This window comes from Herbaspirillum sp. NPDC101396 (genome assembly GCF_044767365.1).
Taxonomy (GTDB): Bacteria; Pseudomonadota; Gammaproteobacteria; order Burkholderiales; family Burkholderiaceae_D; genus Herbaspirillum.
In genome coordinates, this window is record NZ_JBIWNT010000002.1 from 520,241 (window position 1) to 542,520 (window position 22,280).

General features: G+C 62.9%; 17 protein-coding genes. 7 read left to right on the top strand and 10 right to left on the bottom strand.

Annotated features, from left to right (window positions below; genetic code table 11):
* Window positions 1–66 precede the first annotated feature (66 nt).
* The 7 genes from ACIROY_RS07425 to ACIROY_RS07455 form a co-directional block, all read right to left on the bottom strand.
* Window positions 67–543: a nucleoside deaminase gene (locus ACIROY_RS07425; protein ID WP_402340915.1), complete on the bottom strand. Its 477-nt coding sequence runs from the start codon at window positions 541–543 to the stop codon at window positions 67–69.
* Window positions 544–553: 10 nt separating this feature from the next.
* A complete protein-coding gene (locus ACIROY_RS07430) occupies window positions 554–1,183 on the bottom strand; it encodes a flavin reductase family protein (RefSeq protein WP_402273992.1) in 630 nt (209 codons plus the stop codon).
* On the bottom strand, window positions 1,180–2,271 hold the full coding sequence (locus ACIROY_RS07435) for a BMP family ABC transporter substrate-binding protein (protein WP_402273995.1): 1,092 nt from the start codon (window positions 2,269–2,271) through the stop codon (window positions 1,180–1,182). The genes ACIROY_RS07430 and ACIROY_RS07435 overlap by 4 nt, the downstream gene beginning before the upstream one ends.
* A 248-nt stretch (window positions 2,272–2,519) precedes the next feature.
* Window positions 2,520–3,173 carry a GntR family transcriptional regulator gene (locus ACIROY_RS07440; RefSeq protein WP_402273998.1) on the bottom strand — a complete coding sequence of 218 codons (654 nt, stop codon included), beginning with the start codon at window positions 3,171–3,173 and terminating at the stop codon, window positions 2,520–2,522.
* Between the two features lie 78 nt (window positions 3,174–3,251).
* A complete protein-coding gene (locus ACIROY_RS07445; protein WP_402340918.1) occupies window positions 3,252–4,283 on the bottom strand; it encodes a tetratricopeptide repeat protein in 1,032 nt (343 codons plus the stop codon).
* A 77-nt stretch (window positions 4,284–4,360) separates the two neighbouring features.
* Window positions 4,361–4,720, bottom strand: a complete 360-nt coding sequence (locus ACIROY_RS07450) for a nucleotide pyrophosphohydrolase (RefSeq protein ID WP_402340921.1) — start codon at window positions 4,718–4,720, stop codon at window positions 4,361–4,363.
* 87 nt (window positions 4,721–4,807) lie between these two features.
* Entirely contained in the window at window positions 4,808–5,626 is an 819-nt protein-coding gene (locus ACIROY_RS07455) for a MipA/OmpV family protein (protein WP_402340923.1), read from the bottom strand.
* Window positions 5,627–5,805: 179 nt separating this feature from the next.
* Here ACIROY_RS07455 and ACIROY_RS07460 point away from each other — a divergent pair, with 179 nt between their 5' ends.
* The 6 genes from ACIROY_RS07460 to ACIROY_RS07485 all read left to right on the top strand — a co-directional run bounded on the left by ACIROY_RS07460 (window position 5,806) and on the right by ACIROY_RS07485 (window position 13,843).
* Window positions 5,806–6,504 (top strand): response regulator, encoded by a 699-nt coding sequence (locus tag ACIROY_RS07460; protein ID WP_402274009.1) that lies wholly within the window; start codon window positions 5,806–5,808, stop codon window positions 6,502–6,504.
* The gene (locus tag ACIROY_RS07465; RefSeq protein ID WP_402340925.1) at window positions 6,505–7,803 is read left to right on the top strand and encodes an ATP-binding protein; all 1,299 of its coding nucleotides are present in this window, start codon (window positions 6,505–6,507) and stop codon (window positions 7,801–7,803) included. It begins immediately after the preceding gene.
* Window positions 7,804–8,191: 388 nt separating this feature from the next.
* Entirely contained in the window at window positions 8,192–9,517 is a 1,326-nt protein-coding gene (locus ACIROY_RS07470) for an MFS transporter (RefSeq protein WP_402340927.1), read from the top strand.
* A 71-nt stretch (window positions 9,518–9,588) separates the two neighbouring features.
* The gene (locus ACIROY_RS07475; RefSeq protein ID WP_402274015.1) at window positions 9,589–10,431 is read left to right on the top strand and encodes an oxaloacetate decarboxylase; all 843 of its coding nucleotides are present in this window, start codon (window positions 9,589–9,591) and stop codon (window positions 10,429–10,431) included.
* A 51-nt stretch (window positions 10,432–10,482) separates the two neighbouring features.
* Window positions 10,483–12,030 carry a class I SAM-dependent methyltransferase gene (locus ACIROY_RS07480; RefSeq protein ID WP_402274017.1) on the top strand — a complete coding sequence of 516 codons (1,548 nt, stop codon included), beginning with the start codon at window positions 10,483–10,485 and terminating at the stop codon, window positions 12,028–12,030.
* A 139-nt stretch (window positions 12,031–12,169) separates the two neighbouring features.
* Window positions 12,170–13,843, top strand: coding sequence for a diguanylate cyclase (locus ACIROY_RS07485; RefSeq protein ID WP_402340930.1), 1,674 nt, complete (start codon window positions 12,170–12,172; stop codon window positions 13,841–13,843).
* Between the two features lie 13 nt (window positions 13,844–13,856).
* On the opposite strand, the gene ACIROY_RS07490 is transcribed toward ACIROY_RS07485, so the two are convergent.
* A complete protein-coding gene (locus ACIROY_RS07490) occupies window positions 13,857–14,783 on the bottom strand; it encodes a LysR family transcriptional regulator (RefSeq protein WP_402340933.1) in 927 nt (308 codons plus the stop codon).
* Between the two features lie 857 nt (window positions 14,784–15,640).
* Here ACIROY_RS07490 and ACIROY_RS07495 point away from each other — a divergent pair.
* Window positions 15,641–16,882 (top strand): cation:dicarboxylate symporter family transporter, encoded by a 1,242-nt coding sequence (locus ACIROY_RS07495; RefSeq protein ID WP_402340935.1) that lies wholly within the window; start codon window positions 15,641–15,643, stop codon window positions 16,880–16,882.
* Window positions 16,883–16,978: 96 nt separating this feature from the next.
* Here ACIROY_RS07495 and ACIROY_RS07500 read toward each other — a convergent pair whose 3' ends face one another.
* Window positions 16,979–18,496, bottom strand: a complete 1,518-nt coding sequence (locus tag ACIROY_RS07500; protein WP_402340938.1) for an argininosuccinate lyase — start codon at window positions 18,494–18,496, stop codon at window positions 16,979–16,981.
* On the bottom strand, window positions 18,486–22,277 hold the full coding sequence (locus tag ACIROY_RS07505; RefSeq protein WP_402340941.1) for a beta strand repeat-containing protein: 3,792 nt from the start codon (window positions 22,275–22,277) through the stop codon (window positions 18,486–18,488). The genes ACIROY_RS07500 and ACIROY_RS07505 overlap by 11 nt, the downstream gene beginning before the upstream one ends.
* Between the last annotated feature and the right edge of the window lie 3 nt (window positions 22,278–22,280).

Consider the following 22,280-nt stretch of genomic DNA (forward strand, 5'->3'; position numbering starts at 1 on the left):
ACATGTTTTACGGAAATATTTTTAAAAGGAAATTATTTGCCGCCGTGAAATGATGCGTTGATGCCATCAATCCGGCACAAAACGCTGCAGCACCGCAAACGCTTCATCACCCATCAACGGCCCGTCCACGATCATTGCCGGTGTGGCGTCCGCCAGCACCTCGGCGCTGCGCAGCGGCAGTAGCGGACCGCCCAGGGTTTCGGCGATCTGTGCCGTTGATGCTGCGTACACCACGCGCCGCACGCCGCCCCAGAACATCGCACCGCAACACATGGCGCAGGGTTCGCCGCTGGCGTAGACGGTGCTGCCGCGCAGGGCGCCGAGGCCGAGTTGCTTTTGTGCGGTGCGCACCAGCACCATCTCGGCGTGGCCGGTGCAATCGGCGGCGCTGTTCTGGTTGTTGGCGGAGATCAGCAGGATCTCGCCCTGGGCCGACACCAGCGTCGCGCCAAACGGCATGTCGCCGTCGGCCAGTGCTTCCCTTGATGCTTCGATGGCCAGTCGCATGGCCTTGTTGTCGCTCTCGTTGAATGTCATGTTCATTTTATTGTTCTCACATTTCGTCGATGGGAGTCGAGCTGGCCTGCGCCTTCTCCAGCGAAAACCGCTCGCCGGTCTTGACGTAAAAACTGGCGCCGAAACGGCCGACCGGGTGGTAGTCCTGCAAACGCACGCGCCACAGTTCGGTGTCCACCAGGCCGTCGCGCGCCGCCAGCCATTTTACCCGGCCGATGAAAATGTAGCGGCTGGCGGTCTCCAGCTTCTCGTGCAGCACGCATTCGAAGGCCACCGGCGCTTCGGCGATGCGCGGCGGCGCCACGCTTTGTGACGGCACCGCATGCAGTCCCGCATGCGCCAGTTCGCTCACGCTCGACGGCAGCGCGTCGCCGCAGGCATGCATCTGTTCGCACATCGCTTCATCGGTCAGGTGCACCACGAATTCGCCGCTGCGCAGGATGTTGGCGGCGGTGTCCTTGAGGCCGCCGTCGTGCAGGCGGTTGATGCTCACCATCACGATCGGAGGATCTTCGCCGAGCATGTTGAACATGCTGAACGGCGCGGCGTTGATGGTGCCGTCTTCGCCCAGCGTGGTGATCAGCGCGATCGGCCGCGGCACGATCAGGCTGGCCATCAGTTTGTAGCGCTGGTAGACCCCCAGCGCCGAGAAATCGATTTCCGTCATGGTTGTTTTCCCTGTATGCCTTCCACGTACCACTTCATGGTCCACAGCTCGGACTCGGGCACGGCTTTGCCGGCCGCTACCTGCACCTGGCCGGCCTGGTTGTTGATCGGTCCGGCGAACGGCTGCAGCGCGCCGGCGATGATGGCCTTGCGGCGCTGTTCGACCAGCGCGACGACGTCCTTGGGCAGGGCCGGATTGAGCGGCGCCAGCTGCACGATTCCTTCCTTCATGCCCCATTTCGTGTCCTCTGATTTCCACTTGCCTTCCAGCACCTGGCGCACCTTGTGGACGTAGTACACGCCCCAGTTCAGCACGTTGCCGGTGAGGTGTGCATCGGGGCCGAAGCGCGTCATGTCCGAGTCCTGGCCGAAGGCGTACAGCTTGCGGCTTTGCGCCACCTGCACCGGCGCCGGCGAGTCGGTGTTCTGGTACAGCGTGTCGACGCCCTGCGCTACCAGCGTCTGCGCGGCGTCGCGTTCCAGGCCGGGGTCGTACCAGGAATTGATCCACACCACCTTGGCCGTGACTTTAGGATTGACGCTGCGCGCACCCAGTACGAAGGCGTCGAGGTTGCGAATCACTTCCGGAATCGGGATCGGCGCGACGTAGCCGAGCGTATTGGTTTTGGTCATGCGCCCGGCGATGGTGCCGAGCAGGTAGGCGCCTTCGTAGAAGCGCGTCTGGTAAATGCCGACATTGCGCGCGCTCTTGTAGCCGGAACAGTGTTCGAAGATGACGTCGGGATATTCCGCCGCCACTTTGATCACCGGATTCATGAAGCCGAACGAGGTGGCGAAGATCATCTTGCAGCCGTCGTCGATCAGCTGGCGCATCACGCGTTCGGCTTCGGGGCTTTCCGGCACGCGTTCGACAAACACGGTTTCAATACGCGCACCGAATTCGCGCTCGAGCATGCGGCGACCGAGATCGTGCTGGAACGACCAGCCGATGTCGGCTACCGGACCAGGATAGATAAAGCCGATCTTGAGGCGCGGTGCGCTGGTGGCGGCGATGACCGGTGCGGACAGCGTTGATAGTGCAGACAGCGCGGTTGCGCCCGAGGCGAGCAGAAATTGACGGCGTTTCATGGCGGAAAGCTCCTTGCATGGATGGACAATGGTCGGGGCGGGGTTGCCCTTGAATTGTATACATGCAAATTAAGTGCCAGCCATTATAGTTACTTAACTATTTGATTTATATATAATTATCTGTATATATTAAATTGTATACATTTGTTGATTTTGGTGCGAAAGACGTGTTTGCACCAAGCGCGGGCGCACAAAAAGGGGCAAAGGGAGCGAGTGGGAAGCGAGGGAATGACGGAGGACGAAAAGAATCAGGCCGGCAATCGCAGCCGCGCTTCCAGCGCCAGCAGATGGCGCTCCATTTCATCAGCGGCGGCGTTGCCGTCGCGCAGCGACAGCAGTTCCACCAGGCGCGCATGCTCGTCGTGTTCGCAACTGGCTTCTCCGGGCGCTTCGTACAGGGCGACGATCAGCGAGCAGCGCGTCATCAGTTCGGTCAGCATGCGCTGCAGCACCGCGTTGCCCGACAGTTCCGCCAGCGCCAGATGAAAGCCGCCGGCCAACGCCACCCAGCGCGGATGGTCCTGATCGTGCAGGGCATCGTGTTCGGCGCGCAGGCGCTGCTTGAGGCGCTCGATGTCGCCGTGTTCGATACGGCGCGCTGCTTCGCGCACGATGGCGCCTTCGATGGCGCGGCGCGCGGCGAAGACGTCGCGGGTTTCCTTGGGGCTGGGTGTAGCGACGGCAGCGCCCTTGTTGGCGACGATGTCGACGATCTGCACTTCCGACAAGCGGCGCAGCGCCTGGCGCACTACCGTGCGGCTGACGCCGAACTGCTCGCACAGGGTGGCTTCCTGCAGGCGCGTGCCGGGCTTCAGACGGCCGTGCATGACGCCGTTGAAGATGGCTTCGTAGACGCCCTGGTCGAGCGTTTCAGACGGTTCGGCGGGGCGCGATGCTTTCATGGAAGCCGAGTAAGGTGCAGGTGCGTGGTTGAGTGGTCGCCATCATAGCCTGAATCATCGTGCAAGATTGGCTCCGGCTCAGGACTTGGCCTCGTAAAACGCGCCACCCATGCCGTCGACGTTGAACTGCATGCGCAAGACGCGTTCGGCGCCGCAGAAGTACACGTGCCAGTTTTCAGTCCAGCTACCCTGGACCGGATAGGTGCCGGCTACCAGCGGTTGCTTCAGGGGCAGCCAGATGGCGTCGCCCACGGCGCTCACGTCCTTGATCGACATCAGGCGGAAATCCTTGCACTGCGTCGAGTTGGGCGTACCGCTGCGTTCCGCCGCCAGCCCGGCTGCGGTCATGACGGTGGGGATGGCGTCGGCGATCAGCTTGGGCGCCGCGCGCGATGGTCCGAGGGTGTCCACCTGCTGGGCCAGCGCCAGGTATTTCTGGTAGTTGGGCGAGAGGTCCGGAATGCCGTCGAGCAGCGTGCGAATCTGTTTGGTGGTGCCGGCGCCGCTTTGCTCCAGCAGCACGTTCGCCAGCATCAGTCGCGCCGGCAGGTAGCCGGCGGCAGCGGCGCCGGCCAGGCCGTCGATGGCTTCGATCTGATCGCCGCGTTCAGCGATGGTGCGGCGGGCGATGGCGTTGTACTTGCGGTCGTCGCCCTTGCCGTTGACCATGAACTGGTTGGCCGGATCGAGCGTATAGGCCTGCCACAGGCCGAAGCCGGCGCGCTGGTCGCCGCCGGCGATGGCCTTGCGCGTCCATGCGCGCGCTTCGGGGAAGTTGACCGGCAAGCCCTTGCCCGGCAGGTTGAGGTCGCCGTAGATCGCGGCGCAGGTCGGCTCGCCGCCTTCGGCGCACTCGCGCGCCAGCTTCGCGCCTTGCTTGACGTCGCGCGCGGTACCGAGGCCGCGCAAGGTCATCAGCGCAAGGAAGGACTTGGCGCGGTTGTCGCCCTGTGTGGCCAGTTGCGAAAACTCGCGGTAGGCGGCGTCATACTTTTGTTCGCCGTAGGCGTTGATGGCGCTGTTGATGTCGGCATGCGCCGGCAACGCGGCGACGGACAGCAAGCCGCCCAACAAGCAAGGCAAGGCGGCGCGGAGGAGGGACTGCTTCATGATGATTTCCGGAGGTGCGAAGCCGTCTATTCTAATCCGGCTCAACGCTTGTGCTCAGGGTGCGCTGCGGTTGGGTTTCAATACTGATCATACTTGCGCGATTGTCCCCTGACCTTGTCGGCCGGATATTTCTCGCGGTTGAGCTGCATTTTCTCGATTACGGCGTCGTAGAGATCGACGTCGAGACGGTCGGCGAGGCGGATCAGGTAGACCAGCGAATCGGCCAGCTCGTGGCGCACGCCGGTGCGACGCGCCTCGTCGAGCTCCTCCTGTTCACCGGTCTTGAGCCACTGGAAATGCTCAACCAGCTCGGCCACTTCGACCGACAAGGCCATGGCCAGATTCTTTGGGGTGTGGAATTGCTGCCAGTCGCGTTCTTCGGCGAACTGGCGGACGATGCCGCGCAGGGCGACAAGGTCGGAGGAGGGCGTGGTCATGGTCGGTCCGGGTGAAAGGTTAACAGGACCAGACTATAGCGCCGATTGCATGCCCGGTGCTGCCGGCAGCGGACATGCAATTATTGCTTAAAACGTGTAGTTCACGGCGGCCATCGTGCCGTAGCTGGTGCGCGCCTTCACAATCGGGCTGTCGCCGGCCTTTGTCATGTAGCGAGTCGCTTCAGTAGCGGCCAGCAGCGACCAGTTGTCGTCGAAACGATGGGTCCAGGTGATGGCTGCCTTGACCGCGTACAGCCCGGAGCCCGGCGTATATTTCCTGAAGCCGCTGGTTGCGCTCTGGTTGGCGGTGACCCCAAAATAACTCTGGTTGTAATCGTCGCTGCCGAAGTGCGCGCTGCCGGCCACGGCGAGTTTGTCCCTGGGCATGGTCATCACCGTGGCGTCGACTTTTGCGTAGTAATTACGGCCGCGATCGCGGTTGCTGAGCGGCTGCGAGGCACCGGCGCTGAGCGTCAGGTTCTGCGTGAGGCGATAGCCGAGGCTGAGGTTGAGCAGCGCCGCACCCTTGACTTCGCCCATGCCCTTCAATTTGTCGGAACCGGGTTTGAGGCTCTGGTTGGAATCCTTGCGGCCGGCGTCGTAGCCGAGCGCCGCCGAGGCGATGAACTTGTCGCCGAAAGTGTGGCGATAGCCGATGCCTTCGCCGGCGTCGATGAAGCCGCCCCAGGGTGTGACTACGCTGATGACGGGCAGCGCGGCGGCCTTGTATTCGTCACTGCCGGCATAACGCGGCATGTAGGCCGCGCCCAGGCCCAGCGTGATTTTGGTGTCGCTGTTTGCGGCGGCGGTTTGTTGCGCCGATGCCGGAATGGCAACAGCCGCAGTGAGGGTGGCTGCTGCGGCAGCAGCGGCTACCTTGCCAATGCGGCGATGTGGATGCGTCATGGTTTCTCCTGTGATGAATGAGCGCCATTGTCGGCATCCGCGGCGCCGCAGTCTGTGGGAGTTTGGTAAGGAAAATGTGCGGCCATGTGTCAACATGTGTTTGTTTGTAATGCGCCGGCCCACGGCCTTGTGAGGCGGCTATCATGCGCACGGGAAGCGACCAGGAAAAACTGTCAGGGATGAAAAAAATACTGTTGATCGAAGACGACGTGCGTCTTGCCGAATTGATATCGGAATATCTGTGCCGCTATGATTTTGAAGTGGCGGTGGTGCTGCGCGGCGACCAGGCATTGGCCGCCGTCGCACGCGAAAAACCGGACGTGGTGATCCTCGACCTGATGCTGCCGGGCATGGACGGCATGGACATCTGCCGCCAGCTGCGCAGGGATTCTTCGCTGCCGGTGATGATGCTGACTGCGCGCGCCGATATTTTCGATCAGGTCGCCGGCCTCGAAATCGGCGCCGACGACTACATGCTCAAACCGGTCCAGCCGCGCCTGCTGCTGGCGCATCTGCGCGCCATCCTGCGCCGCCATGAAGGCCAGTCCGACGTCGCCGAAGTGCGCCAGCTGCAATTCGGCGAACTGCAGATCGACCTCGCCGCGCGCCAGGTGTGCTGGAAGGGCGAAGAGATTGATCTCAAGACTTCCGACTACAACCTGTTCGTGATCCTGGTGCAGGCGGCCGGCAAGGTGCTCAGTCGCGATGAATTGCTGCGGCGCTGGCGCGGCATCGACTTCGACGGCATGGATCGCACCGTCGACGTTAGCATTTCGCGCCTGCGCAAACGCTTCAACGACGATGCGCAGGAGCCGCGCAAGATCAAGACGGTGTGGGGCCGGGGTTATCTGTTCAGTCCGATTGCGTGGGAGGATTGAATGCTGCGCAATCTGGTGCGCCTGTACCTTGTCATTGCGGCGCTGGTGGTCGCCTCCATCCTCGTGGTCAACTACGGTTTCCCGCACTTGTTCGCCGGCCAGTTCGCCAAGGCTGTCCGCTCCGGCTTCAACGGCGAGAGCTTCATGCTCAATCGCCTGCTCTCCGGCCGCAGCCAAGCCGAGCAGGACGCCTTGCTGGCGCAGTTGCGCGCTGCCGCGCCCGAACGTTACAGCCGGCCCGTGCAGACGCTGGAGCAACTGCCGCCTTCCGTGCGCGAGCAACTGGTCCAGCATCGCGTCGGCTGGGAAATCACCGGCAGCAAATGTTGCGTGGTCTACGTCAGGCTCGACGACGGCGGGCTGGTGCGGGTGCAGTCGCTGGAGGAATTGCCGATGGTGGAGGTGGTGGCCTACGCGCTGGTCTTCGCCACCATCCTTGCTGCTGTCTGCATCTGGCTGATTCCGCACTGGCGCGACCTGGAAAAGCTGCGCCTGGCAGCCGCGCGTTTCGGCGGCGGCAGGCTCGATGCCCGCGTCGGCTTGTCGGGGCGCTCATCGATCCGCCAGCTGAGCAGCCACTTCGACCGCATGGCTGATCGCATCGGCAAGCTGATCCATGCGCAGCGCGACATGGTCAACGCGGTCTCGCATGAGTTGCGCACGCCGCTGTCGCGACTTGAATTCGGCCTCGACATCCTGCAGCACCATGCGCAGGATACTGCCACCGAAAACCGCATCCTCGGCCTGCGCAAGGACGTCGAAGAGCTCGAGGCGCTAGTCGCCGAATTGCTCACCCTCGGTATGCTGGAACACGACCGCCAGGGCGTCTTCACCGAGACCGTGTCCTTGCCGGAATTCCTGCGCGATGCCTGCGGCGTCACCGCGGAAGCGCTGGCGCTGGGCAAACTTGAACTGCGCTGCAGCGTCGACGCGCAACTCACGACAGTGGTCACCGAAGCACGCACCCTGGCGCGCGCCTATTCCAACCTGGTGCGCAACGCGGCCCAGCACGCGAGTTCAGTCATCCGCGTGCGCGCCGAGATGGCGGCGCCGGATGCGTGGACGCTGGTGGTGGAAGATGACGGCGCCGGCATTCCAGAAGCCGAGCGCGAGCGCGTGTTCGAATCCTTCTACCGGCTCGACCAGAGCCGCGACCGCGCCACCGGCGGCTACGGCCTGGGTTTGTCGATCGTGAAAAAAATCGTCGCGCGCCACGGCGGCAGCATCCGCGTCGACGGCAGCGAACTGGGCGGAGCCATGTTCGTCATGCGGTTTCCGTTGCGACAATTGCCGCCCTGAACGGGCCTGCGCAGAATCAGAAGCCGAATTCCGGACGGAGGTAGGCGGCCAGCCAGATCAGCATGGCAATCGTGGCGGCAAGCAGAATCTTGTTGCTCGGCATGGCGGGCGTTTTCTTGTTGTGGGTGCCCGGCATTCTAGGCCGGTAAAGGCTGCGCAGGTATATCTATCTGTGGGCTAACTGTTTAAATCTGTACATGCGCGCCTCGTTCGCGCCACCAATCGACCAATCTTCCTTGAAATTGGTCTGACCTTTTTACCTTCCAATTGGTATCTCGTATAATTTGGCTTCCCCGCCAGCAAGCAAAAGTACAAGCGCAAGCAATGCCCGGGGCAGGCGGCGTCTCGACATGCCGTTCTGATAACAAACCTCACACAAGGAGACAACATGGCTCACGCCAACGTAGCATCGGCCGGCGCGCTGGACGCCGGAACCGAGATCGGCAAGCGCGTCATCGGCAAGCTGCATCGCAAGATCGTCTGGTACTGCTTCTTCCTGTTCATGATCAACTACCTCGATCGCGTCAACGTCGGTTTCGCCGCGTTGACGATGAACGCCGACCTCGGCCTGAGCGCCAAGGTCTACGGTCTCGGCGCGGGCATTTTCTTCCTCGGCTACATCGCGTTTGAAATCCCGAGCAACATGATCCTGCACAAGGTCGGTCCGCGCATCTGGATCGCTCGCATCATGGTCACCTGGGGCATTGTCGGCTGCGCTATGGCGTCGATCCAGGGTGAGTGGAGCTTCTATGCGCTGCGCTTCCTGCTGGGTCTGGCCGAAGCCGGCTTCGCACCGGGCGTGCTGCTGTATTTGACCTACTGGTTCCCCAAGAAAGAGCGCGGCAAAGCCGTTGCCGGTTTCATGCTGGCGACCGTGCTGTCGTCGGTGGTCGGCGCACCGCTGTCAGGCTACCTGCTCAGCTCGACCCACGGCTGGTTCGGTCTCGCGGGCTGGCAATGGATGTTCATCCTGGAAGGCGTGCCGGCCATCATCATGGGCGTGGTCACCTTCTTCTACCTGGTCGACCGTCCCGAACAAGGCAACTGGCTGAACCAGGAAGAACGCCGCTGGCTGACCACCACGCTGGCCACCGAGCAGGAAAAGAACGCCGTGCATGCGCAGCATGAATTCCGCGAAATCTTCCGCGACAAGCGCATGTGGATCCTGACGCTGATCTACATGTTCAACGCCGTGGCGATTTACGGCGTGGTGCTGTGGCTGCCGCAGATCGTCAAGAGCCTGGGCGGCCTCAACAACTTCCAGACCGGTATCGTCTCGGCGATTCCGTTCATCTGCGCCGCCGTCGGCCTGGTGCTGGTGGCGCGCAGTTCCGACCGCACCGGCGAGCGCAAGATGCACACCGCCTGCGCCGGCCTGTTCGGCGGCGTCTTCCTGGCAGCCAGTGCGCTGGTGCCGTCGCCGGTGCTGGGCCTGGTGCTGATTTGCATCGCCGCGATGGGTTTGTGGGCCACGCTAGGTGTGTTCTGGACATTGCCAACGCAATTCCTGAGCGGCGCCGCAGCGGCCGGCGGCATCGCCATGATCAACGGCTTCGCGCAGATCGGCGGCTTCATCGGCCCATATCTGGTAGGCTGGATCCGCGAAACCACGCATAGTTTTTCGATGGCTTTGCTGGTGCTGGCGGTCAGCCCGATGATCGGTTTCGTGCTGTGCTCGATGCTCAAGATCAGGAACGACCGCGCGCCTGAATAAGGCCATGCAAGTCTGATTACATGAACACCGCGCCGCCGTCACTGGCGGCGCAATTTTTTGCAGGAAACGACATGACACAGAAAGTGACGATCACACTGGCTCAGCGCCTGCGCCAACCCGGCATCGTGGTGGCGCCCGGCTGCCACGATGCGCTCGGTGCGCGCATCTATGAACAGGCCGGTTTCGAGGCCGTCTACATGACCGGCAACGGCCTCTCCGCCAGTTTGCTGGGCGCGCCTGACATCGGCCTGCTCGGCATGAGCGAAATGATCGAGCGCGGCCGCGCCTTCGCCAACGCGGTGCAGGTGCCGGTGATCGCCGACGCCGACACCGGCTACGGCAACCTCAACAACGTCGTGCGCACGGTGCGCGACTACGAAGCCGCCGGCGTCCAGGCGATCCACCTGGAAGACCAGGTCACGCCCAAGAAATGCGGCGCCATGAAAGGCCTCGCACTGATTTCAAAGGAAGAGCACGCCGACAAGATCCGCGCCGCCGTCGCTACGCGCAAGAGCCGCGACTTTCTGATCATCGGCCGCTCCGACGCGCGTATCCCGCTCGGCCTCGACGAAGCGATTGCGCGCGGCCAGGCCTACGCCGCCGCCGGCGCCGATTTGGTGCTGCTGGAAATGCTGCAGTCGGAAGAAGAGATGCGCCAGGCCATCGCCGCCATCGATGCGCCGCTGATGTTCAACGCCGTCGACGGCAAGACGCCGCCGCTGACCGCGACGCAGTTCGAGGCGCTGGGTTTTCGCGTGTTGAGTTTCCCGATCTCGGCGACGCTGGCGTATGCGCACATGATGCGCAACTTTGCACAGCATATCCGCAGCACCGGCAGTGCATTCGGCGCACCGTCGGGAGCGGTCACGATCGCCGAATACGAAACGGTGCTCGGCATTGCCAACTACCGGTAAAACAGAGATTCTGCGACACTGCGGGTTCCGCCCATCAGAAAATCAGACCACATGAACGGCAACTGGACCGACGGCTACGTCACCGACATCGGCTACACCCACGGCTACTATCCGCAACTCAATCCGGCGCGGTTGCAACTGGCGTTCGCCGCCGCCGGCCTCGACAGCCCGCTGGTGCGCACCGCCTGCGAACTGGGCTTCGGCCAGGGCCTGAGCATCAACATCCACGCTGCCGCATCGCCGGTGAACTGGTACGGCAACGACTTCAACGCCGCCCAGGCCGCGCATGCGCAGACGCTGGCGCAGAAGTCCCGCAACGGCGCACAACTGGAGCAGGCCAGCTTCGCCGAATTTTGCACGCGTGAGGATCTGCCGCAATTCGATTTCATCGCCATGCACGGCATCTGGAGCTGGGTCTCGGCCGACAACCGCGCGCTCATCCGCGACTTCGTCGCGCGTCGCCTCAAGCACGGCGGCGTGCTCTACGTCAGCTACAACACCCAGCCCGGCTGGGCCGCGTTCATGCCGCTGCGCGACCTGCTGCTGCGCCATTTCGACATGCCGTCCAACACTGGCAAGGGCAGCGCCGAACGCATCGACGCCGCGCTCGATTTCGCCGAGCGCATGTTCGCTGCCGACCCGGTCTATGCGCGCGCCAATCCGTTCATGCAGGAGCGCATCGGCATCCTCAAAAAACAGAGCCGGCATTACCTCGCGCATGAGTATTTCAACCGCGACTGGCACGTCGAGTCGTTCGCCGACATGGCGTCAATCTGGTCCGACGCGGGTCTGGAATTCGCCTGCTCGGCGGATTTTCGCGACCATCTCGACATGGCCAACCTGACGCCGCCGCAGCGCGAATTCTGCGACGCCGTCGACGACCGCCACCTGCGCCAGAGCGTGCGCGACTTCATGGTGAACCAGCAATTCCGGCGCGACTACTGGGTGCGCGGCGCGCAGGCGCTGGACGCCGCCAGCCATCACGCCTTGCTGGCGCAACAGCGAGTGGTCCTGCTGACCGCACCGGACAACATCCCGATGACGCTCAAAACGGTGTCGTCCGAGATCACGCTCAACCAGCACATTTATGGTCCGGTCATCGCCGTGCTGGCGGATGGCCTGCCGCATTCACTGGGCGAGATCGCCGGCATCGTCGGCAGCCGCAACCTCGGTCTGCAGCAGGTGCTGGATACCCTGATGATGCTGATCGGCAACGGCCACGCCGCGCCGGTGCAGGCCGATTCCGACATCCTGCACGGCCGCGACGGCAGCGCCGCACTGAACCGCCACCTGCTCTCGCAGGCGGTGCACGGCACTGCCGACGGCGATATCGAACACCTGGCCAGCCCGGTCACCGGCGGCGGCGTGCCGGCCGATCGCATCCAGCAACTGTTCATGCTGGCGGTGCTGGAAGGGCAGGAGACGCCGGACGCCATCGTCGGCTTCGTATGGCGGCACATCTCCGCCGGCGGCAAGAAAATCGTGCGCGACGGCGTGCGCCTTGAGGACGAACAAGACAACCTGGACGAACTGAGCCTGCAGGCGCAGCGTTTCTTCGTCGAGCGGCTGCCTTTGCTACAGGCTTTGCAGGTGATTTGAAATAGTTTGTTTCCTCGCGGAAATCCATAAAGTCATGAATTTTTTGCAAGGTCTTCCGGGGATTGCCGTGTGCAAACTCGGGTACCATTGAGCCGGTTTCTGGACAGAATCCATCGGTATTTTCGAGAAGAAAAACATTTTGAACAACCTGTTGCGAGTCAAATGGACGCTCAAGGCCAAGGTCATCATGGTGGTGGTCGCTGCCGTCCTCGTGACGACCGCGGTGATCGTGGCGGTCTCGCTGACTGTCATGAAGCGCGACATCAAGGCGCTGATCGGCGTGCAGCAGTACACCACGATCAAGATGGTTGCCACCGCCCTCGACGAGAGCTTCCACACGCGCCGTGTCACCCTGCGCGCCTTGTTGCAGGGCCTGCCGCCGGAAGCGCGGCGTGACCCGCACCAGCTGCAGGTCTACCTCGCCAGCCACACCAGCCTGACCGAGGTGTTTTTCAATTTCTCGGTGTTCGGCGCCGACGGCCAGTTGCTCGCCAACTTCAACGACACCAGTGCCATCGGCCGCTTCAACGTCGCCGACCGCGAGTACATGCAACGCACGCTGGCGCAAAAGCACGGCGTGATTTCCGAGCCGTTGCGCAGCCAGATTTCCAAGCGCGCCATCGTGCTGATGACCGAGCCGTTGTTCGACGACAGCGGCAACATCGAGATGGTGTTCGTTGCCGCCATCGACCTGCAGCAAGCCAATTTTCTCGGCCAGTTCACCGGCACCAAGGTCGGCAAGACCGGCTTCATCTACATCATCACCGCCAAGGGCGTCATCGTCGACCACATCGACAAGGCGCGCATCCTGCAGCACGCCGACAGCGCCGGCGGCAAGAGCGGCGGCACGGAGCAGGCGCTGGCCGGCTTTGAGGGCAGCATGGAAGGCGCCAGCCGAAGCGGCCAGCCGGCGATGTTTTCGTTCAAGCGCATGAAGACGGCGGACTGGATCATCGGTTCGATCTATCTGCAGGAGGATGCTTTCCAGCCGGTTCGCGACATGCAGGAAAAGGCCTTGCTGGTGTCGCTGTCGCTGGCGGCGCTGGCCGGCTGGCTGGCCTGGCTGATCATGTCGGCCCTGATCGATCCTTTGCACCGGCTGCATGGCCACATCCAGAAAATCCGCGCCTCCAAGACGTATGACGAGGTGCCGCTGTCGTATCGCGAAGATGAAATCGGCGACCTCGGCAGCGCCTTCAATTCGCTCATGCGCGAACGCAAGGACACGGAAATGGAGCTGGACCAGGCTCGCGTCAATCTGGAGAGCATGAACAAGGCGCTGGAACGGCTGGCGCTGGAAGACGATCTCACCGGCCTGGCCAATCGTCGCCAGTTCGATCTCAGCCTGCAGGAAGAATTCAGCCGCGCCATGCGCACCGGCAATTCGCTGGCGCTGGTGATGATCGACGTCGATCACTTCAAGCAATACAACGACATCTACGGCCACCTCGCCGGTGATCAGTGCCTGCGCAAGGTCGGTCGCGTGATCAAGGCGCAGCAGGCGCGTCCGGGCGATCTGATGGCGCGTTACGGCGGCGAAGAAGTGGGCATCCTGCTGCCTGGCGCCGACGAAGCCGGTGCGATGGCGGTGGCCGAGCGGATCCGCATGGCGGTGCGCCAGCTGGGCCTTCTGCATGAAGGCAACGAGGCGGGCATCGTCACCATTAGCGCCGGCGTCAGTGCGTTCGTACCGATCCGTGATGTCGACGCGGCCGACAAGCTTATGCGTGCCGCCGACAAGGCGCTCTACCTTGCCAAGGCGCAAGGCCGCGACTGCATCCGCAGCAGCAGTGATTTGCCGGCGTCGTCCTGAACTTCAATCTCTTTTAATTTTTCTTGTGCTGGCGCGTGATTTTTTTCGCCAGGTCGAGGAAATTCTTTTCCGCCGGCGAGATGCTGGCGGTGCGGCTGACCAGTGTGATCGGCGCCACCAGCGCAGGCTTGGCGTCGCGGATGCGGCAATACACCACGCTGTCGCGATGGAAATCCTTCATCGACGCCGGTACCACCGAGATGCCGCCGCCCGCCGCGACCAGGCTGATGTTGGTCAGCATGCGTTCGACTTCAGAGGCGATGTGCGGCGTGAATCCGGCGTTTTCACAGGCCTCGATCAGGTTTGAATACATGCCCGGGGCACCGTGTCGCCGCACCAGGATGAATTGTTCGTCGGCCAGCGCGCGCAGCGACACGGTCGGCATGTCGCCTTTCTGTTGCTTCTCCAGCAGTGCATGCCCCATGGGCAGGATCAGCAGCATTTCTTCGTCGAGCAATTGCACGAAGCCGATGCCGCGTGGCTGGCTGACCGGTGCGCGCAGGAAGCCGAGATTGACCTTGCCTTCTTCGATTTCCTCGGTGAGTTCTGCGGCGTTGCCTTCGCGCAGGTCGAGGTGCACGCCGGGGTAGGCGTCGCGATAGGCGCGGATGATGCCGGGGATCAGCGGATGTGCGGCGGCCGAGCTGGTGAATCCGATCACGATGGTGCCTTCGAAGCCTTGCGCCGCGCGTGCGGCCTTGGCTGCCGCCAACTCGACGCTGCGCAGGATGGCTTTGGCCTCCTGCAGGAATGCCGCGCCGCCGGCGGTCAGTTCGGCGCCTTTGGGGTGGCGGCGGAACAGGTCGAAGCCGAGCTCTTTTTCCAGCATCCTGATCTGGTGGCTCAGCGGCGGCTGCTGCATCTCCAATCGTTCCGCGGCGCGGGTGAAGTGCTGTTCTTCGGCGACGACGAGGAAGTAGCGGAGGTGGCGGAGTTCCATTGTTGTTATCTCTTTTGGGTTTGGAAGTCTTCAGGTGGATACATTTTACATCTGGGATTTTGATTCGACTTCGGTTCGTCGGTAGCTTAGATTTTTCTTTCTTCGATCAACCTAGCCGGGGGTAGCCCGGCAGCTACTCACTTTCTTTGCTTCGCCAAAGAAAGTAAGCAAAGAAAGGCGACCGCAAGTTCGCAGCCCCTTCGGGGTCCCCGGCGTCGTCAGGCGCAAATCGGGAGGGGAAACAAACTCGCTACGCTCAGACAAGTTTCCCCTCTTTATCCGATTTGCACCTGCCGCCACCGGCTGCTCGCAAGCGGGAATTCGAGACTGGCTCGCTGCGCCTCGCCAGGGGAGGGAGGTGGAGTGATGGTCTGCGTTCTTCGCTACCTTCGCAGACATGACAATTGCGACGCCGAAGGCGAGCGACCCCAGGCGATGCGCAGCGAGCCAGTTTGGCCGGTCCGCTTATGAGTCGCCGTTGGTGACGCGCACAAATCGGAAAAAGAAGGGAAACTTGTCTGAGCGAAGCGAGTTTGTTTCCCTTCCCGATTTGTGCGTGGCATCAACGGGAACCCCGCGCAGCGGGGCGGCGAATCGCGGTCGCCTTCTTTGGCTTACTTTTCTTGGCGAGACAAGAAAAGTGAGTAGCTGCCGGGCTACCCCCGGCGAAGGGTTGATCGAAGAAAGAACAGCATTAATCAACGCACGATAAGAAAGTCGGGACAAAACAGGAATCACAATAGCGGATAACCCTCATGCCCAAGCCTCCCCGAACTTCCCCCCAAACGTATAAAATTTCACCCAACCAATAAATTACAACCCGGAGACCGCCTGCTGCACAACCAGCCAGGCAGCCAATGACGCAGCCCCTCTACAAAAACGCCTTCCTGCACATGGTCGTCGCCATCGCCATCGGCATCGCGCTCGGCCACGCCGATCCGCAGCTGGCGGTGCAGATGAAGCCGCTCAGCGATGGCTTCGTGCGCCTGATCGGCATGCTGATCGGCGTGGTCATGTTCGCGCTGGTGGTGTCGGGTATCGCCGGCATGCAGGACAAGAGGCACGCCGCCAAGGTCGGCGGCAAGGCCATCGTCTATTTTGAAATCATGACCTTCGTCTCGCTCGGCTTCGGCATGCTCGCCGCCGACCTGCTGCAACCGGGCGTCGGCTCCCATCTCGACCTGTCGCACGTCACCGACAGCACGCACTATGCGGCGCGGCTGTCGACCTCGGGCGCGACGGACTTCCTGCTCAACATCATTCCCAACAGCTTCTTCGAAGCGTTCACGCGCAACAGCAGCCTGCAGATCCTGTTGTTGGCGGTGCTGTTCGGCGTCGCGCTGTCGCGCATGGGCGAGCGCGGCCGCAGCCTCCTCAATTTCATCGAAGCCAATCTGCGCATCCTGTTCGGGATGATCAACATCATCCTCAAGGTCGCGCCGCTGGCAGCTTTCGGCGCCATGGCCTACACCATCGGCCGCTACGGCCTGGCGTCGGTGCTGCCGCTGCTGCATTTCGTCGGCGCGATCTATCTCGCCAGCATCGCCTTCATCTGCGTGGTGATGGGACTGATCGCACGCGTGGCGGGCGTCAACATCTTCCGCCTGATCGCTTTCATCAAGGAAGAACTGCTGCTGGTGTTCTTCACCACCTCATCCATGGCGGCGCTGCCGGGACTGACCGAAAAGATGGAGCGCCTCGGCTGTTCGCGCGCGGTGGTGCGGCTGGTGCTGCCGACCGGCTATACCTTCAACCTCAACGGCACCAACATCTATCTCACCATGGCGGCGCTGTTCCTGGCGCAAGCCGGCGGCATCGAGGTGAGCCTGTGGCAGCAACTGTCGTTGCTGGCGATCTGCATGCTGACGTCCAAGGGCGCCACCAGCGTGACCGGTTCCGGCTTCATTGCGCTGGCGGCGACGCTGAGCACGCTGCAGATCGTGCCGGTGGGCGGCATCGTGCTGCTGCTCGGTGTGGAACGACTGATGAAATGCCGTTCGCTGAGCAACGTGATCGGCAATTGCCTGGCCTGCGTGGTGGTCTGCGCGTGGGACAAGGCGCTCGATCGGGAAAGCATGGCGCGCGCCTTGCGCGCATAAAAAAAGTCCCGGACTGGCCGGGACTGAAAACCTACTCCACTACTTTTCTTTCTTGCGAAAGTCTTTACTACTCTACGCGCCGGCTTGCTTTCTGATTTACTTGCCCAGCTTGTAGAAGGTCTGATCCAGTTTGGCCGATGCCGCCGCCAGCTTCTGGCGCTGCTGCGAGAGCCACGCCTCATCCTTGGCCAGCTTGTTCTTTTCCACGCCGAGCATGCGCTCGACTTCGGCGCGTTGCGGACCGCCCAGGCCCTTGCTGGAGTCCAGCATGTTCTGCGCCGTCAGCGACTTCCTGTACTGCTCCTGCGTCAGCGGGAACTGCGTGCGTTCGAAGTCAAATTTCTTCACGGCTTCGGTATAGATCTGTTGCACGACGTCAAACGGAATATCCGCAGGCTTCATCTTGTTGGTGCGGCCGTAGGTCACCAGGTCGGAGGCGAAGTGATGGCCGACGCGGAACGGCACATCGGAGTCGCGTTGCAGGATGTCGGCCAGCTCGGTGGTGGTCGAATAATCGGCGTCGACTTCCTGCAATGCGCGCGCCTTGTCGATCACCAGGTTGTCGAGCAGGTCGGCCAGCTTGACGAAGGCGTTGGAGGTCAGCTCCAGCGTCTTCTCCACCTGGTCGCGCTTGTAGTCGGGCATGCCGGGCGAGACGTTGTGCGCTTCCAGCTGAAAGGTCATGGCGCCGCCGACGATGTCGCTGGCCTGCAGGCGCAGCACGTTCAGGCCGTAGGGATTGCGCTTCTGCGGCATGATGCTGCTGGTGCCGGTGAGGCGGCCTTCCTGAATCATGATCCACGGATACGGCTGGTGATATTGGGTGTGGAAGTCCTGCATCAGGATGCCGATGGTCAGTGCGGCGTTGCTGCACAGGCTCACCAGTTCCATACCCTGGTCGAGCGCGCCGAGTTGTGCGGCGTCGTAGGAATTTTCAATCGGGCCGTCAAAGCCGAGCAGTTCCGCCAGCCGCTTGCGGTCGACCGGGAAGCTGGAAGTGCCCAGCGCGCCGGCGCCGAGCGGGCTCAGGTTCAGGCGCGCGTAGGATTCCTGCAGGCGTGCGCTGTCGCGGCCGAAGGCCGAGGAGAACGCCAGCAGATAGTGGGCAAATGTGGTCGGCTGCGCTTGCACGCCGTTGGTGTAGGCCGGCACGATGGTGTCGAGGTTTTTCTCGGCCAGTTCCAGCACTTCCGCCTTCGATTTGTTCATCGCTTCCATCAGATCCAGCGTGCGCTCGCGCTGCATCAGGCGGCGGTTGGTCGACAGGATGTCCTGGCGGCTGCGGCCGGAGTGCATGCGTGAACCGTCGGGGCCGGCGATGGCCAGGATCAGCGGCTCGTATTGCAGATAGTCGGACGGACGCTTGGCGCCGGGCTGGTCGCCGTTCTTGATGACCTGATCCACCGCCGAGACGATCTTCTTGCCGAGCTCGGGCGGTACGATCTTGTTCTCGATCACCATCACCGTCGACGCCTTGTTCATCTCGCCGAGGAAGTAGAAGTAATCGTGGTACGGCGACTTCTTGCCGGCCGGCGCGGCATAGGCCGCATTGGCCATCGTCATGGCCGCCAGCGCCAGTGTGGCGATGCGAAGGGAAAGAGGTTTATTGAGCATTGTCGTTACCTTGAGTGCTGGAGTTGGATGAGGATGAATTGCCTGCCGGTTCACCTGCCTGAGCGGCGGTGGCGACGTCGATGGTCAGACGGCGCGCGCTTTCGTTGAACGGCGAGAACACGTTGCTGTTGCCGCTCGGCCGGTTCCAGGCGTTGGCGGTCTGGTCGGTTTGCAGCGCGGCGGTGGTCGGCGCCGTCGCGGCGTTGGTCAGCAGGTTGCTGATGCCGCGGCCGAAGTTGTAGATCACCACGCCGCTGCCGCTGGCGGCAAAGGTGGTGGCGTCGCCGCTTTGCACGATCGGCGAGCCGTTGGGCGCATTGACGTTGACCAGCAGGACGCCGTCGACCACCTTCAGGGAATTGGTGCCGCCGCTGAAGCGTATCCCGGCGACACCGTTGCTGCTGACGTTGAGCGTCATGCCGGCGCTGCCGCCGGTGCTGATGGTATTGAAACCGTTGGTGCTGCTGCCGACGAAGGCGATGCCGTCGCCGCTGCCCTTGGCGGTGCCGTTGAGTGCGATGGCGCCGCTGTTCGACGAGATATTCACACCGGCCGCTGCGCCCGAACTTGGACTGCGGATCGTGATGCCGGCGCTGCTTGATGCGCTGCCGCTGGTGCCGTCCAATGTCAGCTTGCCGGTATTGGTCGAGATAGTCGCGCTGCTGGCATTGGTCGACGGATAGATCGTGATGCCGCCTGCGTTGGTCGACGTGCCGGTTACGGTGACCGAGCCGCTGCCGGTGGCGCGCAATGCATTGGTGCCGGTCAGGATGCTGACGCCATCGCCGTAGACGCTGGAGCCGGTCACGCTCAGCGCGCCATTCTCCACGCTCACCAGCGCGTTGCCGCTGCTGTAGAAGCTGACGCCATCGCCCTGGTCGGCGGCATTGCCGATCAGCGTGACGTTGCCGGAGCCGGTGGTCTGGATCTTGTTGGTCACGCCGAGGATGGCGATGCCGTGATCCAGCTCGGGTACGTTGGGCGAATGGAAGTTGCCGTTGAGCGTGATGTTGCCGCCCTGGGACGAGATGTTGTTGACCGAGGCAGTGCCGTTGCCGCCCAGCGCGATCGCATCCGAGGTGCCGACCGAGTCGCCGCGCAGCGTGATGTCGCCGTTGACGGTGGTGACGTTGACGCCGGTGGAACTCCCGCTCGAATTGAAGAAGATGCCGTAGCCGCCGAAGCTGTTGGTGCTGTTGCCGTTGATCGCGATGTTGCCGCTGGTGGCGCCGATGTTGACGACGGCGTTCAGCGCGGACGGCGCGATATCGACGCCGCGGCCCGAGGCGCTGGTGCCGTTGAGGCTGATGTTGCCGGTAGTGGTCTTGACGTTGACGGCGGCATATTGGCCGCCGACATCGATCGACAGCGCCTTGAACGAGCCGCTCGAATTGTTGATCACGGTGTTGTTGCCGGTCATCGTGATGTTGCCGGCGGTGCTGGTGACATTGACCTGTGAACCCGCAGCCGAGCTGGTGCCGTTGCCCGAGCTGATCAGCGCCAGTGCCGGCGTGGTGCCGCCGGAGGTATTGCCTGTGATGTTGATGTCGCCGGTGGTCGCTATGCTGATCACCGAGCTGGCGCCGGTGGAGTTGAGCACGGTGCCGTAGCTGCCGGTGCTGCTGCCGTTGACGTTGATGGCGCCGCCCGCAGTGGCGTTGAGCGTGACCGAACCGGTGCCGCTGGCAGCCAGGTAGACGCCGCGGCTGGCGCCTGCGAAGCCGCCGCTGTTGGCCTTGACCGTGAGGTTGCCGCTGCCGACGGTGAGCGTCTGCGACGACGTCGCTGCAGTCGAGCAGACCAGAACGCCGAAGCCCGAGCTGGCGTTGCCGCTGACGGTCAGGTTGCCGGTGCCGGTAGCGGCGATGGTGTTGTTGGTGCTGAAGATGCGCGTGCCGTTGCCGCTGCCCAGCGTGGTGCCGTCAACCACGATCGAGCCGCTGCCGTTGGTGACGATGCGGCTGCCGCCGGTCACGATGAACGCGTCGGTGGCGACGGAGACGTTGGCCTGGTTGGCGACCATGTTGATGTTGCCGCCGCCGGCGTCGATGGTCGATCCGGAAACGTTGATTGTGTTGCTGCTGGCGGTGAGGTTGCCGCCGTTGGTGGAGATGGTGCTGCCGGACAGCGCGATCGAACCGTTGCCGGTATTGCCGAAGTTGGCGATCAGGGAAACGTTGAGCGACTTGCCGGTGGCGTTGCTGATCACATGATTGGTCATGTTGATGCTGCGATGCGCCTGCAAGGTCAGCGACGAATTGCCGACCGCCTTGACGTCGTCGAGCACGTTGATGTCGCCGCCGTTCGTGGGGCTGCCGGCAGCGGTGAGGACGACCACGTTGGCGCCTTCCGACAAGGAGGCGTTGAGCGTCGCCGAGCTCAGGGTGGAGTTGGCCGCGCCGCTCGAAGTAAAGGGCGAGGATGCCGTCATGTTGACGCTGGCGGCGCTGGTGATGTTGAGGTTGTACGGATCGATGAGCCAATCGCCGCCCTGTCCGGACGCTGCGCCAACGTGGACAAGGCCACTGGCCTGGAGATCGTGGCCCGAGGTTTCCACCTTGCCGCCGCGTCCTGTGGCGCCGCTCGCTTGCGCGCTGATGTCGCCATAGAAACGCGTGCTGCCGGTCGACCACAACACCACCGTGCCGCCGTCGCCGCCATGGACGGCGTCGGCCTTGATGGTGGCGTCGCCGCCCATGAAGACGGCGTCGGACTGATGCTCCGTACCGCTGCCTTGATAATTGCCGCCGACCAGCACGGTACCTCCGCCGGCGTCGCCGGAGGCGTCGATGCGGGTGCCGTCGTACAGGCCGACGTATTGGCCGAGGACTTTGGCGCTGCCGCCGGTGTCGCCGCTGCTAAGGCCCGACACATTCAGCGTGCCGCTGTTGGCGACCACGCCGGAGTCGCCGCCGTCGAGCAGGATGCTGCCGTTGCGGTTCTGCAGGCTGCGTGCTTCGATCACGCCGTTGTTGTTGACCACGTTGGACAGCATCGCATCGGTGGCGCGCGCGGTCATGATCACGGCGCCGCCGTCGGCCTGCAGCAAGCCGCTGTTGAGCACGTTGGCGTTGAGCGTGGCGTTGTTGACTTCGACGTTGATGAGGCCGTCGCCGTTGAAGTCGAGCGTCATTTTTTCGCCGGCCGCCAGCACCACGCTGCCGAGGCGCGCGATGATGTTGCCTTCGTTGCGCACCTGTGCGCCGAGCAAGGCGACGTAGCCGCCGTCGGCTGCAGTGATGTTGCCTTGATTGATCACGGAACCCGTCGCGCCTTCGAGGGCGAAGACATTCTTGCCGGCCATGAAGTTGGCGTCGGAGATGTTCAGCGTCGACGCCACCAGGCCGCCGACGTTGACCGACGAGCCGGCGCCGAACAGGATGCCGGACGGGTTGATCAGATAGACCCGGCCGTTGGCGTTGAGATGACCGAGGATTTGTGAGGGATCACTGCTGGTGACGCGATTCAGCGCTACCGACGACGAAGTCGGCTGGACGAAATTCACAGTTGCATTGACACCGATGTTGAAGGTATTCCAGGTGGCGGCCATGCGGTCGCTGGTCTGCGTGACCGTCATGGTGTTGCCGCTCTGGCCGATGCTGCCGCTGCCGGCGGTGATCTGGCCGTTGGTAGGCAACGCGCCGGCGTCGAGCGCGTGCACCGGCAACACGGTCAGGCCACACCAGGCGGTCAGCACGGCGACGCAGGCCGGCTTCAGCGCCGGATGGATTTTCTTGTTGCCGTTGCGGGTACTGCTGCTATTGCGGGAAACGTTTGTCATCGC

Coding starts and splice junctions, on each gene's coding strand:
- ACIROY_RS07425 (WP_402340915.1), bottom strand. CDS start 543: ATGAACATGACATTCAACGAGAGCGACAACAAGGCCATGCGACTGGCC.
- ACIROY_RS07430 (WP_402273992.1), bottom strand. CDS start 1,183: ATGACGGAAATCGATTTCTCGGCGCTGGGGGTCTACCAGCGCTACAAA.
- ACIROY_RS07435 (WP_402273995.1), bottom strand. CDS start 2,271: ATGAAACGCCGTCAATTTCTGCTCGCCTCGGGCGCAACCGCGCTGTCT.
- ACIROY_RS07440 (WP_402273998.1), bottom strand. CDS start 3,173: ATGAAAGCATCGCGCCCCGCCGAACCGTCTGAAACGCTCGACCAGGGC.
- ACIROY_RS07445 (WP_402340918.1), bottom strand. CDS start 4,283: ATGAAGCAGTCCCTCCTCCGCGCCGCCTTGCCTTGCTTGTTGGGCGGC.
- ACIROY_RS07450 (WP_402340921.1), bottom strand. CDS start 4,720: ATGACCACGCCCTCCTCCGACCTTGTCGCCCTGCGCGGCATCGTCCGC.
- ACIROY_RS07455 (WP_402340923.1), bottom strand. CDS start 5,626: ATGACGCATCCACATCGCCGCATTGGCAAGGTAGCCGCTGCTGCCGCA.
- ACIROY_RS07460 (WP_402274009.1), top strand. CDS start 5,806: ATGAAAAAAATACTGTTGATCGAAGACGACGTGCGTCTTGCCGAATTG.
- ACIROY_RS07465 (WP_402340925.1), top strand. CDS start 6,505: ATGCTGCGCAATCTGGTGCGCCTGTACCTTGTCATTGCGGCGCTGGTG.
- ACIROY_RS07470 (WP_402340927.1), top strand. CDS start 8,192: ATGGCTCACGCCAACGTAGCATCGGCCGGCGCGCTGGACGCCGGAACC.
- ACIROY_RS07475 (WP_402274015.1), top strand. CDS start 9,589: ATGACACAGAAAGTGACGATCACACTGGCTCAGCGCCTGCGCCAACCC.
- ACIROY_RS07480 (WP_402274017.1), top strand. CDS start 10,483: ATGAACGGCAACTGGACCGACGGCTACGTCACCGACATCGGCTACACC.
- ACIROY_RS07490 (WP_402340933.1), bottom strand. CDS start 14,783: ATGGAACTCCGCCACCTCCGCTACTTCCTCGTCGTCGCCGAAGAACAG.
- ACIROY_RS07495 (WP_402340935.1), top strand. CDS start 15,641: ATGACGCAGCCCCTCTACAAAAACGCCTTCCTGCACATGGTCGTCGCC.
- ACIROY_RS07500 (WP_402340938.1), bottom strand. CDS start 18,496: ATGCTCAATAAACCTCTTTCCCTTCGCATCGCCACACTGGCGCTGGCG.
- ACIROY_RS07505 (WP_402340941.1), bottom strand. CDS start 22,277: ATGACAAACGTTTCCCGCAATAGCAGCAGTACCCGCAACGGCAACAAG.